The 20,844-nt window shown below is 40.1% G+C and carries 19 protein-coding genes; 4 read left to right on the forward strand and 15 right to left on the reverse strand.

Translation table 11 applies throughout. The features are described from left to right. Positions 1-158: 158 nt before the first annotated feature. Positions 159-1,829: an FMN-binding glutamate synthase family protein gene (locus FTV03_RS05295; RefSeq protein ID WP_180040358.1), complete on the reverse strand. Its 1,671-nt coding sequence runs from the start codon at positions 1,827-1,829 to the stop codon at positions 159-161. A gap of 840 nt (positions 1,830-2,669) precedes the next feature. After that, positions 2,670-3,668: a YafY family protein gene (locus FTV03_RS05300; protein ID WP_168377745.1), complete on the reverse strand. Its 999-nt coding sequence runs from the start codon at positions 3,666-3,668 to the stop codon at positions 2,670-2,672. Between the two features lie 260 nt (positions 3,669-3,928). Between FTV03_RS05300 and FTV03_RS05305 the strand changes: the two genes are divergently transcribed. Genes FTV03_RS05305 through FTV03_RS05320 form a run of 4 tightly spaced genes read left to right on the forward strand, consistent with a single transcriptional unit; the run spans position 3,929 to position 7,629 of the window. After that, positions 3,929-5,476, forward strand: a complete 1,548-nt coding sequence (locus FTV03_RS05305; protein ID WP_180040360.1) for a circularly permuted type 2 ATP-grasp protein — start codon at positions 3,929-3,931, stop codon at positions 5,474-5,476. 22 nt (positions 5,477-5,498) lie between these two features. After that, positions 5,499-6,101, forward strand: a complete 603-nt coding sequence (locus FTV03_RS05310) for an alpha-E domain-containing protein (protein WP_180040362.1) — start codon at positions 5,499-5,501, stop codon at positions 6,099-6,101. Next, positions 6,098-6,877: a transglutaminase family protein gene (locus FTV03_RS05315; RefSeq protein ID WP_180040364.1), complete on the forward strand. Its 780-nt coding sequence runs from the start codon at positions 6,098-6,100 to the stop codon at positions 6,875-6,877. The genes FTV03_RS05310 and FTV03_RS05315 overlap by 4 nt, the downstream gene beginning before the upstream one ends. A gap of 17 nt (positions 6,878-6,894) precedes the next feature. Continuing rightward, positions 6,895-7,629, forward strand: a complete 735-nt coding sequence (locus tag FTV03_RS05320) for a proteasome-type protease (protein ID WP_168377741.1) — start codon at positions 6,895-6,897, stop codon at positions 7,627-7,629. Positions 7,630-7,725: 96 nt separating this feature from the next. On the opposite strand, the gene alr is transcribed toward FTV03_RS05320, so the two are convergent. The 13 genes from alr to FTV03_RS05385 all read right to left on the reverse strand — a co-directional run bounded on the left by alr (position 7,726) and on the right by FTV03_RS05385 (position 20,766). Beyond that, positions 7,726-8,799, reverse strand: coding sequence for an alanine racemase (gene alr / locus FTV03_RS05325; protein ID WP_180040366.1), 1,074 nt, complete (start codon positions 8,797-8,799; stop codon positions 7,726-7,728). A 48-nt stretch (positions 8,800-8,847) separates the two neighbouring features. Then, positions 8,848-10,287, reverse strand: coding sequence for a replicative DNA helicase (gene dnaB, locus FTV03_RS05330; protein ID WP_078188586.1), 1,440 nt, complete (start codon positions 10,285-10,287; stop codon positions 8,848-8,850). A gap of 239 nt (positions 10,288-10,526) precedes the next feature. Continuing rightward, complete coding sequence (gene rplI / locus FTV03_RS05335) at positions 10,527-10,973, reverse strand: 50S ribosomal protein L9 (RefSeq protein WP_180040368.1); 447 nt, start codon at positions 10,971-10,973, stop codon at positions 10,527-10,529. Between the two features lie 9 nt (positions 10,974-10,982). Further along, on the reverse strand, positions 10,983-11,210 hold the full coding sequence (rpsR, locus tag FTV03_RS05340; RefSeq protein WP_004278792.1) for a 30S ribosomal protein S18: 228 nt from the start codon (positions 11,208-11,210) through the stop codon (positions 10,983-10,985). Between the two features lie 12 nt (positions 11,211-11,222). Further along, complete coding sequence (rpsF, locus tag FTV03_RS05345; protein WP_004696436.1) at positions 11,223-11,609, reverse strand: 30S ribosomal protein S6; 387 nt, start codon at positions 11,607-11,609, stop codon at positions 11,223-11,225. A gap of 157 nt (positions 11,610-11,766) precedes the next feature. Further along, positions 11,767-12,555, reverse strand: a complete 789-nt coding sequence (locus tag FTV03_RS05350) for a DUF3142 domain-containing protein (protein ID WP_180040406.1) — start codon at positions 12,553-12,555, stop codon at positions 11,767-11,769. A 6-nt stretch (positions 12,556-12,561) separates the two neighbouring features. Next, a complete protein-coding gene (locus tag FTV03_RS05355) occupies positions 12,562-14,679 on the reverse strand; it encodes a hypothetical protein (protein WP_180040370.1) in 2,118 nt (705 codons plus the stop codon). Positions 14,680-14,781: 102 nt separating this feature from the next. Next, entirely contained in the window at positions 14,782-15,660 is an 879-nt protein-coding gene (cyoE, locus tag FTV03_RS05360) for a heme o synthase (protein WP_078188583.1), read from the reverse strand. Between the two features lie 10 nt (positions 15,661-15,670). After that, a complete protein-coding gene (locus FTV03_RS05365; protein ID WP_078188582.1) occupies positions 15,671-15,997 on the reverse strand; it encodes a cytochrome o ubiquinol oxidase subunit IV in 327 nt (108 codons plus the stop codon). Further along, positions 15,997-16,617: a cytochrome o ubiquinol oxidase subunit III gene (cyoC, locus tag FTV03_RS05370; RefSeq protein ID WP_078188581.1), complete on the reverse strand. Its 621-nt coding sequence runs from the start codon at positions 16,615-16,617 to the stop codon at positions 15,997-15,999. Before cyoC ends, FTV03_RS05365 begins: the two co-directional genes overlap by 1 nt. Before the next feature lie 4 nt (positions 16,618-16,621). Further along, complete coding sequence (cyoB, locus tag FTV03_RS05375) at positions 16,622-18,610, reverse strand: cytochrome o ubiquinol oxidase subunit I (RefSeq protein ID WP_067767311.1); 1,989 nt, start codon at positions 18,608-18,610, stop codon at positions 16,622-16,624. A 3-nt stretch (positions 18,611-18,613) separates the two neighbouring features. Further along, on the reverse strand, positions 18,614-19,681 hold the full coding sequence (gene cyoA / locus FTV03_RS05380) for a ubiquinol oxidase subunit II (protein WP_078188579.1): 1,068 nt from the start codon (positions 19,679-19,681) through the stop codon (positions 18,614-18,616). A 302-nt stretch (positions 19,682-19,983) separates the two neighbouring features. After that, the gene (locus FTV03_RS05385) at positions 19,984-20,766 is read right to left on the reverse strand and encodes an RDD family protein (protein WP_180005233.1); all 783 of its coding nucleotides are present in this window, start codon (positions 20,764-20,766) and stop codon (positions 19,984-19,986) included. Between the last annotated feature and the right edge of the window lie 78 nt (positions 20,767-20,844).

A 20,844-nucleotide genomic window follows, 5' to 3' on the forward strand; every position in this document is an offset into this window, starting at 1 on the left:
GAATAATTCAAGTGAATTTGTTTGAAAGAAGAACTTTAAAAGCTTTATTTTCACCCGATAAAATACCCATAAAACAAGAGGAAGCTCAAATGAGCTTCCTCTTGTGAAAAATTGTGGGACAGCAGTGGCGTGGTCGCCTCTTTTTTATGCGGTAGGGATTAGAACTTTTCTAGATGTGCCATATTCCACATACGGAAATAGAAGTTTTCTTCATCTTTATTTTCACAACTGAGCAGCTCACCATCTTTTAACCAAAAATGTAGCTGTGCATAGTTTTTAATTTCACGGTTATTAATGCGCTGCGCTAGATGGTGTGCACGGATATCCGATGGATGTTGTAAACCTGCTGAGGCAATAAGTTCAGATAAACCATGCATGGTGTTTTTGTGGAAATTAAAAACACGTTCTGCCTTTGTAGGAACATGAATGGCTTTTTGACGGTCTTTGTCCTGTGTTGCAACCCCAACAGGACATTGGTTGGTATGACAGCTTTGAGCTTGAATACACCCGACTGCAAACATAAAGCCACGAGCTGAGTTCACCCAATCTGCGCCAATCGCCATGGTACTGGCAATATCAAAAGCACTAATAATTTTACCACTGGCACCGACTTTAATTTTTGCACGTAAGCCTGCACCAATTAGGGTGTTATTGACAAAGAGTAGGCCTTCACGCAGTGGTGTCCCCATATTATCAATCAGTTCAATCGGCGCTGCGCCAGTCCCACCTTCAGAACCATCCACCACGATAAAATCAGGTGTAATACCTGTGTGTAACATGGCTTTTACGATACTCATAAATTGCCACGGTTGCCCGATACACAGTTTAAAGCCTACAGGTTTACCTTCGGAAAGCTCGCGCAATTGCTGAATAAATTGCATCATTTCAATAGGGGTGCTAAAGGCAGGATGGCTAGATGGAGAGATACAGTCATGTTCACGGCTGACACCACGGATTTGAGCAATCTCTTCGGAAATTTTGTCTTTAGGTAAAATACCACCATGGCCTGGTTTTGCACCTTGAGATAATTTGATCTCAATCATTTTGACTTGAGGGTGCTTGGCTTGTTCAGCAAAACGTACAGGATCGAATTGACCATCAATGGTACGACAGCCAAAGTAACCACTACCGAGTTCCCAAACAATGTCGCCACCATTTTCCAAGTGATACGGACTAATACTGCCTTCACCGGTGTCATGGTAGAAATTGCCCATTTTTGCACCTAAGTTTAAGGCACGAATGGCATTGGCACTTAAGCTACCAAAGCTCATCGCAGAAATGTTTAATATCGATGCACTATACGGTTGCTTACATTGTTCATTACCGATGTTAATACGGAATGTTTCAGGAATGGCAGGAATGCAAGGTGACAAGGAGTGATTAATAAAGCGGTAATCATTTTGGTAAACATCAACAATTGAACCAAATGGTTTATCTGCATTTTGGTTTTTTGCACGTTGATAGACCAAACTACGCTGCATACGAGAAAAGGGCAGAGCATCTTGATCAGATTCAATAAAATATTGGCGAATTTCAGGTCGAAATTCTTCAAATAGAAAACGAAAGTGCCCCATGATGGGGTAATTTTTTAAGATCGAATGTTTGTTTTGTATGACGTCATACAAACCCAATAAACTCAAAAGCCCAGTAATGACCCAGATACTATTCAATAAGGTTTGTGGAATGAAATATTGAATATAACGAGGGGAATAACCTAAATGAAAACTCGAAATGAGTAGGAAGATAAAAATACAAGCAAACCAAATGGAATGCCGAGAAAAAAAAGTATTTAGTAGCTTGTGGCGAATAGTTTGCGCTGGACTGGCCATATTTTGAAAAATCTTATTCAGCTCATTTGCTCATAATTTGCCGAGTTTATGCACAATGCTCAAGCTTTAATTTGTTGATTCAGTGTAGCATTTATAAAAAGCAGCACTGAAGTTGGATGATTTTTTCATTTAAAGCCAAATGAGATAAGAAAAGCAGGAATGTTCTTTAAGAAAATTTATGAAAAGTAGCGCGGTTCTTGTTATTTCACAGTGAACAAAATGGAGGTTATAGTGATTTTACTTTCTAAACACGAGGTGCTGAATATGACTATGAAATCTATTCGTTATAATAATGCCGACCTAGCCTGCCTATGTCAGTAATTGATTATAGCCATGAGAAATTAGCGCTACGGCATAAGGTATTCAGCAGGTACTTATGCTGTAGTTCCTTTGACCTAAACGACTAAAATTACAAAAATATTCTAAGAAATTATCCAGTCCCAGCGTTGGGACTTTTTTATGTGTTGATATTTTAAGGGAAAATCTAAGCATAAATAATGTACTAGATATTCATTATGCGTTAGAAGTTGTCACCTCAAATAAAAGAATGATACGCGGTAAGGTCATCCGCAAGTGTTTGAGACAGGACTACATTTATTTAAAAATGTTTTTGCGATACTTTGAATAAGTAGACGTTAGTGAACGAGTTTTGCGGATGACAATGGTTTTGGGTACTTTTGCCGAAACAAAAGTACCTCCAGCCGAAGGCTAATTCCTTTATTTAAACCCTAGATGTAAGACTCCGTCGAATAGACTTAAAAATCATTTTTAAAATGCGAAATTACTTTTATGTGCGTAACATTAGTTAGTATTTAAGGTAGCAGAAAACCTTAGATCGGTTTAATCATTGCGTTGTTGTACAACTATAGCGACTTCTTCGGGTTCAATTTTCTGAATCTTTTTCCCAAAACTACGCAGCCACCATGTTAACTGAGAGGTAAATGGTACTGTTGCACTAACTTCAACCCAGCCATCTTCGGTTTTTTGAATCACTTGATCTTTACTTAGCTGACTTTCTTCAAAATAAACTGCTTCTGATTCCGACATGGTTAATTTGAGCTGAATCATTTCAGTCGGCTTATTGAAGTCCACACGGAAGCCAAGCGCTCCAGAGTCAATATAGGCATCAATATCAAAATCGACAGGGTGTAATGCACGTGAATTTAAGACTGTAGCTGATTTAAAACGATGTAAAGCAAAGGTTTGGATGTCTGTTTTGTCATGACGTGTGCACACCAAATAAATAATTGCACCTTTTTGGACCAACGCCAGTGGATTTAAAATATAGGTCTTTTCTTCGCTTTGTTGTCCACGACCTTGATATAGACATTCCAGTTGTTTGTCTTGTAGTAAGCCTTCATAAATCGATTGCTGTGCGACTTTTTCAACCACAGGAGGAATCAATGGCTGAGTAGCTGGCACGATCCGCACGCGGTTAATCCACTGACGGACATTATTTTGCGACGACAGACTTCGACGTGCGAGGTCAAACCAAGGATTCATTTCTTCAATTAAGCTCGGTGGAAGCAAATGCTTTAGATGCTCCTCCACCATCATAAAGGTGACCGCTTGCGAGCTGGTCATATGTGGCAAGCTTTGAATCGGTGCATCAGAACGCCAACGCCAGCCTTGCGGCGTTGTTTTACTGCTCTCAATTGGGAAACGTAGAGAAATTTGATTTAAGTCACGCTGAATGGTGCGTAGGCTGATATCAATGCCTTCACGGTTCAGTATTTCTTGTAATTCACGCGTACCCATCCACTTACCTGTGGACAGTCGTGAAAGAATTTGCCACTGACGATAGAGGCTGTTCGACGTTTCTTTTTCTTGTGAAGACATAATCTAGTGCTTGAACTTGGACTTAAATGAATAAAATGATGCTGTGGGACACAATAAGAAATCTTCCTGCGTTAAGCAAGTCTTCATCTAAAAAAACTAAGATGATTTTAATAACGCAATTTGACACAACTTGAGCAGTTACATGCTGTACCACTTTGCAAAAATGATGCATAAATAATCAAAGAGAAGCAACATATTTATTGATGGCATATATATTGCATTATCTAGTTCATAAAACATGACAAAAACATGGAGTTGCTATGCTGAAAGAAAATCGTAATACAACTTCAAATGGAATTGAGGGTTATGAGGCAAAGTTGGTTAATACTTCTGTCTCTACATTAAAAACTTTACCACTTGCTCGAGGATATGCGCTGTTTAATCAATTCAATTCGGATTTTTTTAATGAAATGCGCGACAGCAAAACGGTAGCTAAAGAATCATGCCAACGGATAGAGCAGTGGTTATCACAGCATACGCTTGATGAATTGAAGCAACTAAATCAGGTTGCAAAACAACATTTTCTCTATGAAGGCATTACTTTTACAGTGTATGGCGAAGATGAGGGCATTGAACGCACCATACCTTATGATCTTATTCCGCGTGTGATTGCACGAAAGGAATGGAATAATTTATCTCTAGGCTGCGCACAGCGCGTGAAAGCACTCAATCTGTTTTTACATGATGTCTATCATCAACAAGATATTTTAAAAGCAGGAATTATTCCTGAACTGCAAGTCTTAACCCATGAAGCCTATTTGCCACAAATGTATATGCATGGGCTAAAAGGTAAAATTTATAGCCAAATCAGTGGCATTGATATCATCCGAGATCAATCAGGCGAATTTTACGTCCTTGAGGATAATCTTAGAACACCGTCTGGTGTGTCGTATATGCTAGAAAGCCGTAAGATCAGTCAAAAACTGATGCCTGAACTTTGCCAGCAAAGCAACATCATGGGGATTGAGCAGTATCCGCAGCTTTTACGTGAAATTCTTGCAGAAAATGCCTACGTCGATAACCCGTTTATCGTGGTTTTAACCCCAGGGCGTTTTAACAGTGCTTATTATGAACATGCTTTTTTGGCAAGGGAGATGGATGTACCCTTAGTGACATCGCGTGACCTTTATGTAGAAAACGATAAGGTTTATGTGAAAACCATTAAAGGCCGACAACAGGTTGATGTAATTTATCGTCGTGTGGATGATGCTTTTCTCGATCCATTATGTTTCAAACCTGACAGTACTTTGGGCGTAGCAGGGCTCATGTCAGCGTATATGCAGCATAATGTGGTCATTGCAAATGCACCGGGAACAGGCGTAGCAGATGATAAATCGATATATCCTTATGTGGATAAAATGATTCATTTCTATTTAGGCGAACAAGTGATCCTGAAAAATGTGCCGACTTATCAATGTCGTGAGCAGAACGACTTGGACTATGTGCTGTCGAATATCGAAAAATTGGTGGTGAAAGAAGCACAGGGTTCAGGTGGATACGGCATGCTGATCGGTCCGCAAGCCTCTTTACAAGAATTAAATAGTTTTAAAGATAAGGTGGCCGCAGCACCACATTTATATATTGCACAGCCGACTTTAAATTTATCTGTTAGCCCAACCCTAAGTGAGGCAAATGTTTCGGAACGCCATATCGATTTACGTCCATTTGTACTGAGTTCACCATATCGAACTGAAATTGTACCGGGCGGCTTAACTCGTGTCGCAATGCAAGCAGGTTCATTGGTGGTGAATTCATCGCAAGGCGGCGGCATTAAAGATACGTGGGTAGTAGACGATTTACGCTCATAGCACTCCAGTGAAGGAGCAAAACATGATTTTATTAAACAGTAATGCAGAACATATTTTTTGGTTGGGGCGCTATTTAGCACGCACTCAATATTTATGCAGTATTTTTCCATTTCAAGATGTCGATATGGCATTGAACTATGCACATGCTTTTTGTTTACCAGCCTTCGATGCCGACTCAATGAATGAATTGGTTTTAAATGCGGAGCAACCGGCGTCATTTTCCAGCCAATTTAAATATGCCCAAAGTAATATACAGGACTTAAGGGGTGTGCTTTCAGCAAAAAGTTATGCAGAACTCAGCCGTTTAATTCGTAATGCGAATGATAACCCGGGTTATATCTGTGACGTGGTAACAGATTGCCAAGATGTTTTAGAGTCCGAATCTGAAGATGTATTTTTATTTTTTAGTTTAGGACAAGCCATAGAGCAGCTTGATCGTCAGCTACGCATGCAGCAGGAGATTCAATACACCATTGCGAAGATTGAACATATTGTCATGGCTTTGGTTCAGTTTGGCTGGGAAAGCGTGCAAGAGGCATGGCAGGCACTAAAGCAACAACCGAATAGCCAAAATTTTTACCATTTCAGTGATCATATCCAAAATATGTTTGAGGTGGCTGTATGAGGCTCATGATCAACCATCAGACCCATTATGTTTACACTGATGTGGTAAACAGAAGCATTCAATATATCAAAATGACCCCGTCCACCAATGCACACCAACAGGTGCAAAATTGGGATGTGAGTGTGCCGGGGCAGCGTGATATGCAATTGGATACTTTTGGTAATGTGTGGTTGACCACAACGCAGCGCGAACCTTATCTGCAAATGACCATTATGGCGCAGGGCATCGTAGAGATGAATTTGAGTTCAAATGATTCAAATGCGGATGATTTAAACCCGAAATTATTTTTACAGCCAACGCCGAGTACGCAGTGCGATATTCACATGAAAAGTTTTGCCGATTGTTATGTCCCTCGTATCAATCGTGCCAATCTGATTCGTTTGGCTGAAGCGATATTGGCGCATATTCCCTATGTTTCGAATCAGACATCTGTACATACTTCTGCAATAGATGCTTTTCATTATAAGCAGGGGGTATGTCAGGATCATACTCATGTCATGATCGCAATGTGTCGCTATTTGGGTATTCCTGCACGATATATTTCTGGGTATTTATTTGTACCGAATAGTAGCCATCTTGCTAGTCACGCTTGGGTAGAAGTCTATATCGAAAATAAATGGTATTGTTTTGATGTCAGTAATCAGCTATTTACACCACAATCACATATTTATGTCGCGATTGGGCGGGACTACTGGGATGTAGCTCCAGTTCGAGGCGTTCGTGATAAAGGTGGTATTGAGTCTATGAGCTCAATTGTACAAGTGCTGAGTTGTTAATCATTTGAGGGATAAAAATGACCTATTGTTGTGCATTACGGTTAAAAGATGGCATGGTATTTATCAGTGATACACGGACAAATGCAGGTGTTGACCATATTTCAGTTTTTCGCAAACTTTATTCCTTTGGTATTGTGGGTGAGCGATTTATTACCATCCAAACCTCTGGAAATTTAGCCACAACACAAGCGGTCATTGGGCATTTACAAAATCAGCTAGAGGTCAAACAAGAGCCGAATTTATATAGTGTAAATACGATGTTCGAAGTGGCTGAATTGGTCGGGCATACCTTAAAAAAAGTCATCTCAGATGTCACCTCAGATATTTTAGAACAAAGTAATTATTACTGTAGTTTATTGGTAGGCGGTCAAATTGGCAGTGCGGATATGCAGTTATATAACATCTATCCACAAGGCAACTTTATTTGTGCGACACCAGATACCCCATATTTTCAAATTGGCGAAAGCAAATATGGCAAGCCGATACTCGACCGAACTTTGCGTTACGATATGCCGCTAGATGAAGCAATGCGTTGTAGCTTAATTTCTTTTGATTCAACGATACGCTCAAATGTGTCAGTGGGTATGCCTTTAGATGCTTTGGTTTATAAAAAAGACAGTTTAGAAATACCAAATGGTAAGCGCATTTATGAAGAGGACCCATATTTCACCATGATCAGTAAAGGCTGGTCAGAAGCATTGCGTCAGGGTTTGATTGAATTGGCAAAACCAACAGCTGACTATTTTCAATAACCATTTGATCAACAAATCAATCAATTTAAAAAGTGAATAAAAAAAGCGAGATAAAAAAAAGCCCAGATTTGATCTGGGCTTTTTGATTTGGCGTAATTAAGCTAATTTACGTACAGGGCGCGCGCTCATACGGCATAATAATTCATAGCCAATGGTTCCGTTCGCTTCTGCAACGTCATCAACCAGACGATCTTTGCCCCAAAGCTCAACTTCAGTGCCTATCGGTGCATGCATACCGGTGATATCAATCGCAATCATATCCATGGCAACACGGCCAATCACACGCGTTTTCTGTCCATGGATGGATACATAGTTTTGTTTAGGGAAGGCACGTGGATAACCGTCACCATAACCAATCGACACAATCGCAAGATTCATTTCTTGTTCTGCAACGAAAGTCGATCCATAACCCACAGATTCACCAGCTTGAATGGTATTTAAAGCAATCACTTCAGCGGTAAAGGTCATCACCGGTTTAAGATCTAATGCTTCTACAGAACGGTCTGAGAAAGGTGTCGCGCCATATAGCATGATGCCTGGGCGAACAAAATCAAAATTCAGTTCTGGCCATTTGAAAATCGCAGCCGAGTTACAGCACGAACCCATGATTGGCGCACAAGCTTCTTTTACGTGTAAGAATTGTTCACGTTGTTGGTCATTTAAAGGATGATTTTCTGCGTCTGCATTGGCAAAGTGCATCGCCAGTACGCAAGTAAAACCTTCCGCCTTTAAAGCATTGATGACATCAATAATTTCAGGCACTTTAAAACCTAAACGGTTCATACCGCTGTTGAGTTTGACCCAAACTTTCAGACCTTGAGCAATATAGGCATCCTTATGTGCACGTAACCAATCTAGTTGTTGCTGATGATGCACCACACATTCAATTTTTTTATCGATGATAATTTGCATTTCATCATCTAAGAAAATGCCTTCAATTAAAGTAATGGGTTGTTCATAACCCAGTTCGCGAATTTCTAAGGCTTCTTCTAGGCAGGCAACACCGAAGGCATCACTGTCTTTTAAGGCTGCTAAGCAGTCTTTAACTCCATGTCCATAAGCATTGGCTTTCACCATGCTTACAATTTTAGCGGTTGGGGCAAGTTGTTTGACACGGTTTAAATTATATTGAAGTGCTTGTTGATCAATATAAACTGTAGCTTGGCGCACCCTAAATACTCCTACAGGGTCGATGAATTAATGGATGATAAAGAGTCTTTACTCTTCATCATCATACTGAGCATAAAACTCAGGGGAGAGGTTACTAAATTTGGTGTATTGACCTTCGAAGGCAAGACGCACAGTACCAATTGGACCGTTACGCTGTTTACCAATAATAATTTCTGCAGTACCTGCTTCTTTAGACTCTTTGTTATAAACCTCGTCGCGGTAAATAAACATGATCAAATCGGCATCCTGCTCGATCGCACCCGATTCACGTAAGTCGGACATCACTGGGCGTTTATTAGGACGGTTTTCCAGTGATCGGTTCAGCTGTGACAGTGCAATTACTGGGCAGTGCATTTCTTTAGCCAGTGCTTTTAAGCTTCTGGAAATTTCCGAGATCTCGCCAACACGGTTATCGCCCATACCGGGTACTTTCATAAGCTGCAAGTAATCGACCATGATACACCCGAGTTTACCGCCATGCATTTTTGCAATTCGTCGAGCACGGGCACGTACTTCCGTTGGAGGAAGTGCAGATGAGTCATCGATATACAAATTCTTTTCTTGTAAATGCACAATAGTACTGGTCACTTTTGACCATTCATCAGCATCCATTTTACCTGCACGTAAATGCCCTTGGTGTACACGACCGAACGATGAAATCAAACGCATCGCAATCGAATCCGCGGGCATCTCCATAGAGTAAACCAGAGCGGGCAGGTTGTTATTAAAGAGCACACTTTCAACCAAGTTCATGGCAAAAGTGGTTTTACCCATCGATGGACGGGCCGCTACAATAATTAAATCGCCTGCTTGCATACCTGAGGTTTTATTATCAAGTTCTACAAATCCAGTGGTTAAACCCGTGATACTGCCTTCAGTTTGTGAAAGTTCATTCAACTTATCAAAAACACTAGCAACGACAGAGTTAATGGCTTTAGGACCTTGTGCTTTTGCGTTGTTATTGTGTTGCTCGGCAATCGAGAAAATATTGGTTTCTGCCAAATCTAAAATTTCACTGACCGTACGACCTTTGGTGTCATAGGCATTTTGTAAAATCTCTGAGCTGACTTTAATCATGCTGCGTAAAGTGGAAAACTCTTTAATTTTTGCAGCATAAGTTTCAAGGTTATAGAAACTTGAAGGTGAATCTGACATCAGTTGCATCAGATATTCTTCACCACCTGCAGCATCCAGCAAGTTTTGTTTAATCAGCCAATCATTGACCAATACCGCATCATAAGGTGAGCTATCTTTTGACAGTTGATCGATTGCACGGAAAATATATTTATGACGGGTCGCATAAAAATCAGCTTCAGTCAGTACATCACCCACTTGCTCAAATGATTCTGCAACGGTCATCAGTGCGGCAAGCACAGCTTGTTCAATCGCTAGGTTATGGGGTGGGGTACGAAACTCTTTCAACGAACTTTGTTCTGTGGTTTTTGCTGTTGGCGTAGAGTTTGGCTTGCTGGCATTCGCCTGTGACATAAAAATCCCTGATGCTGAAACCATTTAATGTGATGGAAATGGGTGCTAATTACAGTTTTTTCAACTCTTCATTGAACTGAAATGATAGGCGTTTTCTACAGAAATGCGAACAAGTATTTCCGATTAATTCGTCATACATTGAATTGAATGAAGAGTTAAAAATATAAAAAAAGTTGGAGCACTATTTTTTACAGATAAAAAAAGAGCATGCGTAAGCATGCTCTTTTCTTTGCAAGAAATTACTCAGCTACGATAGTAACTAGAACTTCTGCAACAACATCATGATGCAGTTGGATTGCGATGTTGAATTCACCAGTGTTGCGAAGTGCGCCATTTGGAAGACGTACTTCAGCGCGGTCTACAGTAAGACCAGCATTTGTCAACGCGTCAGCGATGTCACGAGTACCGATAGAACCGAATAGTTTACCTTCGTCACCAGCTTTAGCAGTGATTACGATGTTAACTTCGTTCAATTGGTCAGCACGTGCTTGAGCAGCAGCTAAAACATCAGCTTCAGCTTTCTCAAGTTCTGCACGACGAGCTTCAAAAGCAGCTGTATTAGATTCAGTTGCAGCAACAGCCTTACCTTGAGGGATAAGGAAGTTACGACCGTAACCTGCTTTAACAGATACTTTATCGCCTAGTTTACCTAGGTTTTTAATGCGTTGTAATAAGATAATATCCACAGCTCAACCTCACTTATGATTGTCAGTGTAAGGGATCAAAGACAAGTAACGAGCTTGTTTAATAGCTAACGCTAATTGACGTTGGTAACGAGCTTTAGTACCTGTAATACGGCTAGGAACAATCTTGCCGTTTTCAGTGATGTACTGTTTTAAAGTGTCGATATCTTTGTAGTCGATGTACGTAACGTTCTCAGCTGTAAAGCGGCAGAACTTGCGACGACGGTAAAAACGTGCCATGTTATGTTCTCCTTATGCTTCAGCAGAGTCTTGAGCTTGTTGTGCTTCTTCACGTTGAGCTTTACGCGCACGTTTTTCTTCAGCACTCTTAGCCAATAGTGACTCTTCAGTGATAGCGTTTTCACGACGGATGATAAGGCTACGAATGATTGCATCGTTGTAACGGAACAATTCTTCTAGCTCATCAAGAGTAGTTTGACCACACTCAACATTCATAAGAATGTAGTGAGCTTTGTGGATCTTGTTGATTGGGTAAGCCAATTGACGACGACCCCAGTCTTCAAGACGGTGGATTTGACCTTCAGCTTCTTTGATGTGAGTTAGGTAACGTTCTACCATACCCACAACTTGATCGCTTTGGTCTGGATGTACCAATAGTACGATTTCGTAGTGACGCATTGTCAGCTCCTTACGGTTTAGGCAGCCCCAATCATTAATTGATTGAAGCAAGGAGTCACAACCAAAGTTGTGTCGCAATAATTGCGAAGCGTGAATTTTAGAGCGTTTAAGTTTGAAATACAAGGCATGGATTTAAAATGCTTGAGTTATTTATGGTTTAAGGCCGATTAGCGGTACGCAATAAAAACACCACATAACCTTTAAAATAAGGATCATTAATTAAATGTTGAGGTGCGTGCCAAAGGCCATTTTGTACAAGGCCTATTTTATAAGGTAGTTTCAATTTTGAGACTTTATTCAAATAGCTCGTGTAATTCTCGATCGTGACACTACCACGATAAGTTTGAATAGCGATCTCATCAATATTGCGTCGCAAAACACTGAGCGTTTGCTGATCTTGAATATTTGTCCAATCCATTAAACCAGTAATGCTTAAACGATATTTTTGAGGTAGTTGCTTTCGTATATTTTCAAGGAATAAGGCATATTGATGAATGTTTTTAGTTTTTGCGTCAAAATCGATTTGTAAGCCTTGGATCTGATTGCCGTTATTTTCCCAATGTTTTAGCCGCTGCAAAATTTGCTGAATATTGCTATTTGACCATTGTAAATGATGGCTACGGATTACAATCCAAATTTTCTGCTGTGGTTTATGGAGGACTTGAATGCCTTGAGGGATAAACTCGGATCGTTTTAAAGGTTTATTCCAATTCAATTCACCTTGTAAAATATAGAGCTCCGTGGCTTGCTGTAAGTAGGGGCTACTAGAAATATTGCCCCAAATCCAAAAACTTGAATAATGTGCTGCATCAACACGTTGCTGTAATTTGGTTTGAGCCTGTTGTGTTTTTCCAGATTGGGCAGGTGTGCAAGCAGAGCACAAACCTATACTCAAGATAAGCAAAAGTCGAAATGTTCTTGACCACTTGATCACCTGCAAAATCATCATCAATTACCAATAATATTTTAGAGATTTAGCCCAGCTGGTTTCTGGATAGTCGCGTTTGATTTGATCAAACCATTGTTTTCGAACCGACTTATTTACATCTTTGTCTTGGCATTCATTATTGCCACTTGGCGCATAACATTGAATGGCACGGTACAGCGCATAAGCCGTTAATTCAGATTTTGTCCCTGTTTTAATAATGTTTTTATATACATCGCCACGGGCAAAATAAGTACCCTTGAAACTTTGCAGTGAATGATCAGGCAGGTAGTTGAGATTTAGTATGGTATAGGCTTGTGAACTACGCGCATATTCACCTAAGCATAAATTAAGGCTCAGGTCTTTTGGGTTGACTTGCAATTGTTGGGTCAAAGTTGCCAAGTCAGGACATTTAATCGAATTGCTCACGCTTGCACCTTTCCATAAGAAATTTGCAAATGATGGCTGATTGCGAAACTTCTCCGCAGTGTTTTGTTCAGTATTAAATTGAGCCGCGTTGCTTGGTAATTCACGATACGCTTGGTTAAATAAATCAAAGTTTTGATAAGCCAATGACTTATTTAGTAGGGTATAAAGCGCAACATTTTTTTGATCTTGCGTGGCCACGTTATTTTTGACCACAGACATTAAACTTTGTTCATTCGCTGCATCGACTAAATATTGTTGCTGTAGATAAGCTTGCTTGATTTTGGCTGAAGAACCAATAAATTGTGCAGTATTTTGCTGTTGAGCATAGTAACGATACAGCATAAGTTCAGCCAATCCACGTTGTTCGGCGGTTTTGCTGATGGAAAGTAGGTTTTCCCAATATTTTTGAGTGGTTTGATTTCGCCCACTAGCTTCCAGAATGCGGCCTTTAAGTAGTAGCTGACTCAACTGTAGGTAACTGTTGATGCTGCTCGGTACTTGTTGTGGCAGATATTTGAGTGCTTCTTGTGCTTTGTTTTGCACATAAAATAAGTGATTTGCCTGCAAATACTGGAACAGTTCTAGTGAATCTTTAAAATAATTTTTCTGTGCGTTTAACTCAGCCCATGAAATGACCACATCATCTGCCGTTTCTTTTTTGCGCATATGCATAAGGTCATAAATGCTAAGAAAAAATGGATCTTTCAAATTTTTGACATTGAGTCTATTACTTTGAAAAACATGTCGATCTAATTCATAAGGTAGATTTGGCAATTCTAAATTATAGACGCTGGATGTTGGATGATTGATTTGCCAGACATATTCATTGATCAGTAAATCGTGTTTACCACTCAGCCAAAAACCACGTCTTAATAAACCGCGTGCGCTTGCTGCATATTGACCCTGCGGATAGAGCTTAAAGTACTGAGTAATGTTATTAAAAAAAGTGGTTAATAAGTTTTGATTGAGTTTGTCATGTACTAAATCACCATATTCACCAACACCACTTTGATAGGCTTCATTTAAGGTGCTACGAATCAGCATATATTGAGAAGTTTCTTTTAACCACGCTTGATCAACATTGGTTAGTACTGAATAAATCTTAGTCGCTGTGGAAAAGTGAGTATTATAAAAAGAGATCGTTGCATTTAGATAGGATACATATTGACGTGCAGCGGCAGACCAATTTGGATTCACGCTCAGTAAAGCTAATGTGTTTTCACAATTATTAATTTTTTCACGCTCATGGATCAACATGTCTTTTTCACTTCTTGAAAGCTTAGTGTCCGTTTTGACTTGTTGAATAAACGCGTGCGCACCATTTTGCAGGCTATTGCAATGCTCGTTATAGCTTAAATCTGGTGCTTTTAGAGGTTTGCGTGCATTTGGCAATTTATTGTGGCTATTCACTAAAAGACTGGAAACTTCAAAAGGAACTTTGCTATAGCTAGTTGTCCATAAAGTGGATTTTTCTTCTTGAATATTAAATTTGGCAATGCCTAAATCGCTAAGCAACAGCAGCATATTGGTTTGATTGTCATTTGCCGGCGTGAGCGCAGGCAATTCATTGCATGCAGTATAGGCAGTGGTCTGAATTTTAGTCGAAGGTTCACAATAGACATCCATACCTGCATGACTGTGTGCACTAAAGAAAATGCCAAAAGGAATACATGATGTGAAAAGAGCAGAGCGAAGAATTTTTTGTTGAGAAGACATAAGGCACAGTTATTTATAATTGTAGGTGCAATGATATCAAGTGGGGAAAGTTGATTGAAGATGCCTAGAAATAAAAAAAGATAGAGTAAAACTCTATCTTCTTTAAAAAAATACAATTGGCTTTAGAGGGGCAGTGGAGGTAAAACTAAAAATTAAACTAATCACTGTGATCAATTTGACCGAAAACATGAAATATTGTTTTGCCCAAACTTGATCATCTTCAGCTTTGAATCCTTGAATGGTTAAATAAATCCAATACAGACTTAAGGCATTCAGGACAATCATATAAATCCAATTGGCATAACCATAAAAGTATAAACCGTTCATGGTAATGCAGAACAAAATCACGTAAACCAAAGATTCAACCTTGGTTCGATGAATTGAACGTGCTACAGGTAAAATTGGAATTCCTGCATTTTTGTAGTCATCAAATCGGTAAACTGCAATTCCCCAAGAATGAGGCATTTGCCAAAATGCATAACCAATAAAAATCAGTAATGCACCTAAATCAAACTGGTTTGCAACTGCCGTATACCCGATTACAGGTGGCGCTGCGCCAGAAAGACTGCCGATAATGGTTTGATGGATTGTTGTTCGTTTTGTCCATAAGCTGTAAAAACCAACGTATACGACAAAACCAATAACAGCAAAAAGAAAAGCGTAAGCATTTACCCAGAACCATAAAATGCTAAAACCAATTACACCTAAAACTAAAGCAAAAACTAAAGCAACAGGAATCGAGATTGATTTTTTAACCATCGCACGATTTTGTGTGCGTTGCATTTTTGAGTCGATGTCTTGGTCAATAACGTTATTGACAACACATCCAGAAGCGACCACAAAGAGGGTGCCTAAGAGGGTAAGAAGCAACAGAAGGAAATCTACAGAACCTTGGGCAGCTACAAAGTAGCCACCCAAAGCGGTAACAAAGTTACCAAAGAGAATTCCTGGTTTAGTCAGGAATAAATACTTTTTCAGCATGACGACCAGTTTAGATCATCATATTGAAGTGAAGGTAGTTCATAATCCACACAGAACCTACTAAAAGGATAGCAATTGTGAGGATTGTATAAACAAATGCAATCACGTTCCAGCGTTGCTCTGAAGAAGAGTTCATATGCAGGAAGTAAACTAACTGAATAAGAACCTGAGCAACCGCAGTAATCGCGATTACGGCAACCAATAGACCGCGGCTAAAACCACCTGCCATTACCATACCGAATGGAATTACGGTAAGTAGAACAGAAAGGATAAAACCGATTGTATATTGTTTAACGTTACCGTGAGCTGCACCAGCAGAGTTATGATCGTGACTCATTAGATAACTCCCATCAAGTAAACAACGCTGAATACGCAGATCCAAACGATGTCAAGGAAGTGCCAGAACAAGCTTAGGCAAGCAAGACGACGAGTGTTTGGAAGTGTCAAACCATATTTCTTGATTTGGAACATCAACACAAGCATCCATACCAAACCAGAAGTTACGTGAATACCATGCGTACCAACTAGAGTAAAGAACGCAGATAAGAACGCACTTGTGCTTGGGCCATGACCAGCATGAACTAAATGGTTGAACTCATAAAGTTCCATGCCAATGAAGGCTGCACCAAATACCCAAGTAACTGCTAACCAAGTTAAAACTTGACCAACATTTTTCTTGTATGCTGCAAGAACAGCAAAACCAAAAGTTACAGAAGAGATAAGAAGGGCGAAAGTTTCAGTTAAAACGAAACCTAAAGATTCACCAAACAGCTCTTGTGCACTTGGCGTACCCACTGGAACGTGGCTACTTAATACAGCGAACGCGATGAAGAGTGTCCCGAAAAGAACCAAGTCACTCATCAAGTATGTCCAGAAACCAAAGACAGTGATGTCAGTATCATCGTGATGATGATGTTCGTCATGTCCGTGGTTGTCGTGATGAAGTACTTCAGCCATTGTCTTAGTCCTTCTTCAAATGTTTTTCAAGAAGCGCGTAGCGTTCATTTTCAATACGTTCAACTTCTGCAGCTGGAACATAGTAGTCAACTTTCTTAGTGAAAGAAGAAACGATGAAGCTGATAATTGAAGCAATGAAAGTTACAACGACTAACCACCAGATATGCCAGATTAATGCGAAGCCCATAACTGTAATAAACATTGCAATTACGAAACCTGCCGCACGGTTTGTAGGCATATGGATGTCTTCGTATGTAGTTGGCTTAGCGTAAGCAACACCATTTTCTTTGTCAGTCCAGAAAGTATCAATACCATTGATCTTTGGAAGATAAGCAAAGTTATAGAATGGTGAAGGAGATGAAGTAGCCCACTCAAGAGTACGACCATCCCAGATATCGCCAGTAACGTCCATGTTGTCTTTGCGTTGAAGGAAACCAACAACGATTTGCATAACAAAACAGAAGATACCGATAGCAACCAATACAGAACCAAATAAAGCGATCGCTAAGTACGGATCCCATTCAGGGTTGTCATATGTATTCAAACGACGAGTCATACCCATGAAACCAAGGATATAAAGTGGCATGAATGCAAAGTAGAAACCGAAGAACCAGAACCAGAACGCTGCTTTACCCCAAGTTTCATTCAGTTTCCAACCAAACATTTTTGGCCAGTAGAAAATGATACCCGCGAACATCGCGAACACTACACCACCAATAATTACGTTATGGAAGTGAGCGATAAGGAATAAAGAGTTGTGTACTAAGAAGTCCGCTGGTGGAACTGCCATTAATACGCCTGTTAAACCACCAATACCGAAAGTCACAAGGAAGCCAAGTGTCCAAAGCATTGGAGTTGTATAGGTGATGCGGCCCTTGTACATGGTGAATAACCAAGAGAAGATTTTCACACCAGTAGGGATCGCAATGATCATGGTCATGATACCGAAGAACGCGTTAACGTTGGCACCAGCACCCATTGTAAAGAAGTGGTGAACCCATACAACTAGTGAAAGAACACCAATTGCTACAGTTGCGTACACCATTGATTTGTAGCCGAACAACGCTTTGCGTGAGAACACAGCAGTAACTTCTGAGTAAATACCAAAAGCAGGTAATACCAAGATGTAAACTTCTGGGTGACCCCAAGTCCAAATCAAGTTTACATACAACATTGGGCTACCACCCATGTCATTTGTAAAGAAATGGAAGCCGAAGTAACGGTCAAGTGAAAGCATTGCAATAGTCGCAGTCAAAACTGGGAATGTTGCAACGATAAGCACTACAGTAACTAATGCAGTCCAAGTGAAAATAGGCATGTCCATAAGTTTCATGCCAGGCGCACGCATTTTAATGATGGTAACGAAGAAGTTAACACCAGTAAGAAGCGTACCTAGACCAGAAACCTGAAGTGCCCAGATATAGTAGTCTACACCTACACCTGGAGAGTATTCGATGCCAGAAAGTGGAGGGTAAGCCATCCAACCTGTTGCAGCGAATTCACCAATTGCAAGAGAAGCCATCATTAAGCCCGCAGCGCCGGCGAATAACCAGAAGCTAAGAGAGTTTAATAATGGGAATGCTACGTCACGCGCACCAATTTGAAGTGGTACAGCAACGTTCATTAAACCAACAACTAGACCCATTGCTACGAAGAAGATCATGATTACGCCGTGGGCAGTAAAGATCTGGTCATAGTGTTCTGGGTGTAAGTAACCTTCACCGCCACCTTTTGCAAGGAACAGTTGAAGACGCATCATAATCGCATCGGCAAAACCACGCACAAGCATGACAATTGACACGAGGATATACATGATACCAATTTTTTTATGGTCTACAGATGTGAACCATTCGTTCCACAAGTAGCCCCATTTTTTAAAGTAGGTGATACCAGCAACAACTGCGATACCGCCAAGGATCATCATTGCAACAGTAACCAACACGATTGGATCGTGTGGAATTGCATCTGGTCCTAACTTACCTAATAAGCTCATGTCTTATTCCCCTGCAACAGTCGCATGTTCAACGCCTGCATGAGCTTCAGAAGCAGCAGCTTCGTGTCCAACAGTAGCTGTATGATCAGCACCGTGGTAGTTACTCATGTATTTATTGATCACTGATTCGAACAATTTAGGTTCTACTGAAGAGTAATAAGTCACTGGATGTGGCTTAGTAGGGTAAGGCTTCATTGCTTCAGCTTTAGCCTTTTCTTCAGGAGTAGTTGCTCTAGCAACTAAAGCTTCGATCTGATGTTTAGAGCGGTCGCCGTCTTTAAGAGTTTGGAATTCAGCTTGGTCTAAAACAGTTTTTTGAACTGCTTGTGGATTCACTGAAGTACCATTACCAGCTTTAACAGCAGAAACCCATTCAGCAAACTGAGTATCTGTCACAGAGTGAGCGCGGAAGCGCATTTGTGAGAAACCGTAACCTGAGTAGTTAGATGAGAAACCACGGAAGCCTTCAGCAGGACTAAGTTCGTCAGCTAAAAGGTTCAGGTGAGTTTGCATACCCGCCATTGCATAAATCTGACCACCTAACGCAGGGATGAAGAATGAGTTCATCGTAAAGTTAGATGTAATACGAAGCGATACCGGAGTTTTCTCTGGGAAACGCATTTCGTTTACAGTCGCGATGCCTTGTTCCGGGTAGATAAAGATCCATTTAAATTGTTCAGCAATAACTTGAACTGTTAATGGTGCTTTTTCTGATTTTAATGGTTTGTATGGATCGTACTCGTGTGAGCCCCACCATGTTAATGCCGCTAAAATACCAATAATAATGACAGGAATACCCCAAACTACAACTTCAATTGCAGTCGAGTGTGCCCAAGTAGGTTTATAGTCTGCATCTTTATTTGACGCGCGATATTTCCAACCAAACCATAACGCCATAAGTGCTGATGGAATAACGACCAACAACATTAGGTAGATCGCAGTAAGCATGAGGTTTGATTGACCTTCAGCAACTGGACCTTTTGAGTTTAGAAGTACCATATCACCACCACACCCAGTTAAGAGTGCAGCGATCGCAGATAAAGACAATACAGCTAAAATTGTTTGTCTCATTTTACAACCTCGGTGAAGAGTCCCATTCCCTAAATTTAAAATTTGGGATAGCGAATAAAGTGTCGCATGATTGTGATTTTTTCAGACATGAAAAAACAGTCACAATGATGCGACACCGCTACGTTGTAGGGCATTATGCCTGATATCGGCAAACTAAGCTATACATAAAGATGCTTTAAATGACTGTATTAAAACCCTATTTTGCTAGTCAGGATTGTATTTTTTTTATCTAAATTTTATTTTAATTTCAATATAATGCACAAAAAAGGGATGAGAAATTCATCCCTGAATAAAAGTGAAAATTATTGGTTTATTACCTTGGTTTTTGCCAATTTGTCATGCAAGGTTTGACGCTTCTTGCCGAAAATGAAAACGGAATCGATGATTACGCTTAATGGCATTGATAAAAAGTTCAGGAAAATAAATAAAACACTGCGTAAAGTGAAGCCACGCATGAGGTTTACAGGTTGACTGGTTTCGGCATCTACAATTTTAATTTTGGTGATTTTTTTACCAATGCTTTGACCTGATTTAGCAATCAAATATGCTTGAATGAAAAGCATAATGAAGAGATACGCAAACATTGCAATCCAAGCTTGGTTGGGAAACATTTCAACCATTTGTGTTTGTAGTGCTTGTAAAACATTGGGGTCAGCATTTGGGGTCATCACAGCTTGCATAAACTGTTCATTCAGATTTGCAAATTGTGTCTTTTCACTTGGACTAAAAAATGCCGTTAAGATAAAAGTTGCTGGTATCCAAAGCAGTAAATCGACGATTTTCGCCAAAACACGTTTAGGAATACTAGCTAGGCTAGTTTGCTCTTGTACCGCTTGAGGCTGTGCATAGGTATTTGATGGCGTAGTTGCAGTTTGATTTGATTCGAATGCTGTTGGTGCAGTATATCCTGCAGGCATATAAACCAACTGACCTTGAGTGAGTTCACCCAAAGCTTTCCATTCGGTCATACCTTGGTGCCAAACCAAGTCCGTGAGTAACACTTGTTGGCTCGCGAGCATTTGGTTAAGTTGTTCTAAGGTGTAGGGACCAGCTTGTTGGTTATTTCGTGCCAAGTAAATCTGCATAAAACTAAAATCTCAAAAAACGTCTGTAAAAGTATAAATAAAAAAAAAAGACCCACATGTGGGTCTTTTTTTAACACA

The sequence above is a fragment of the Acinetobacter sp. YH12218 genome (genome assembly GCF_013417925.1).
GTDB classification, from domain to species: domain Bacteria; phylum Pseudomonadota; class Gammaproteobacteria; order Pseudomonadales; family Moraxellaceae; genus Acinetobacter; species Acinetobacter amyesii.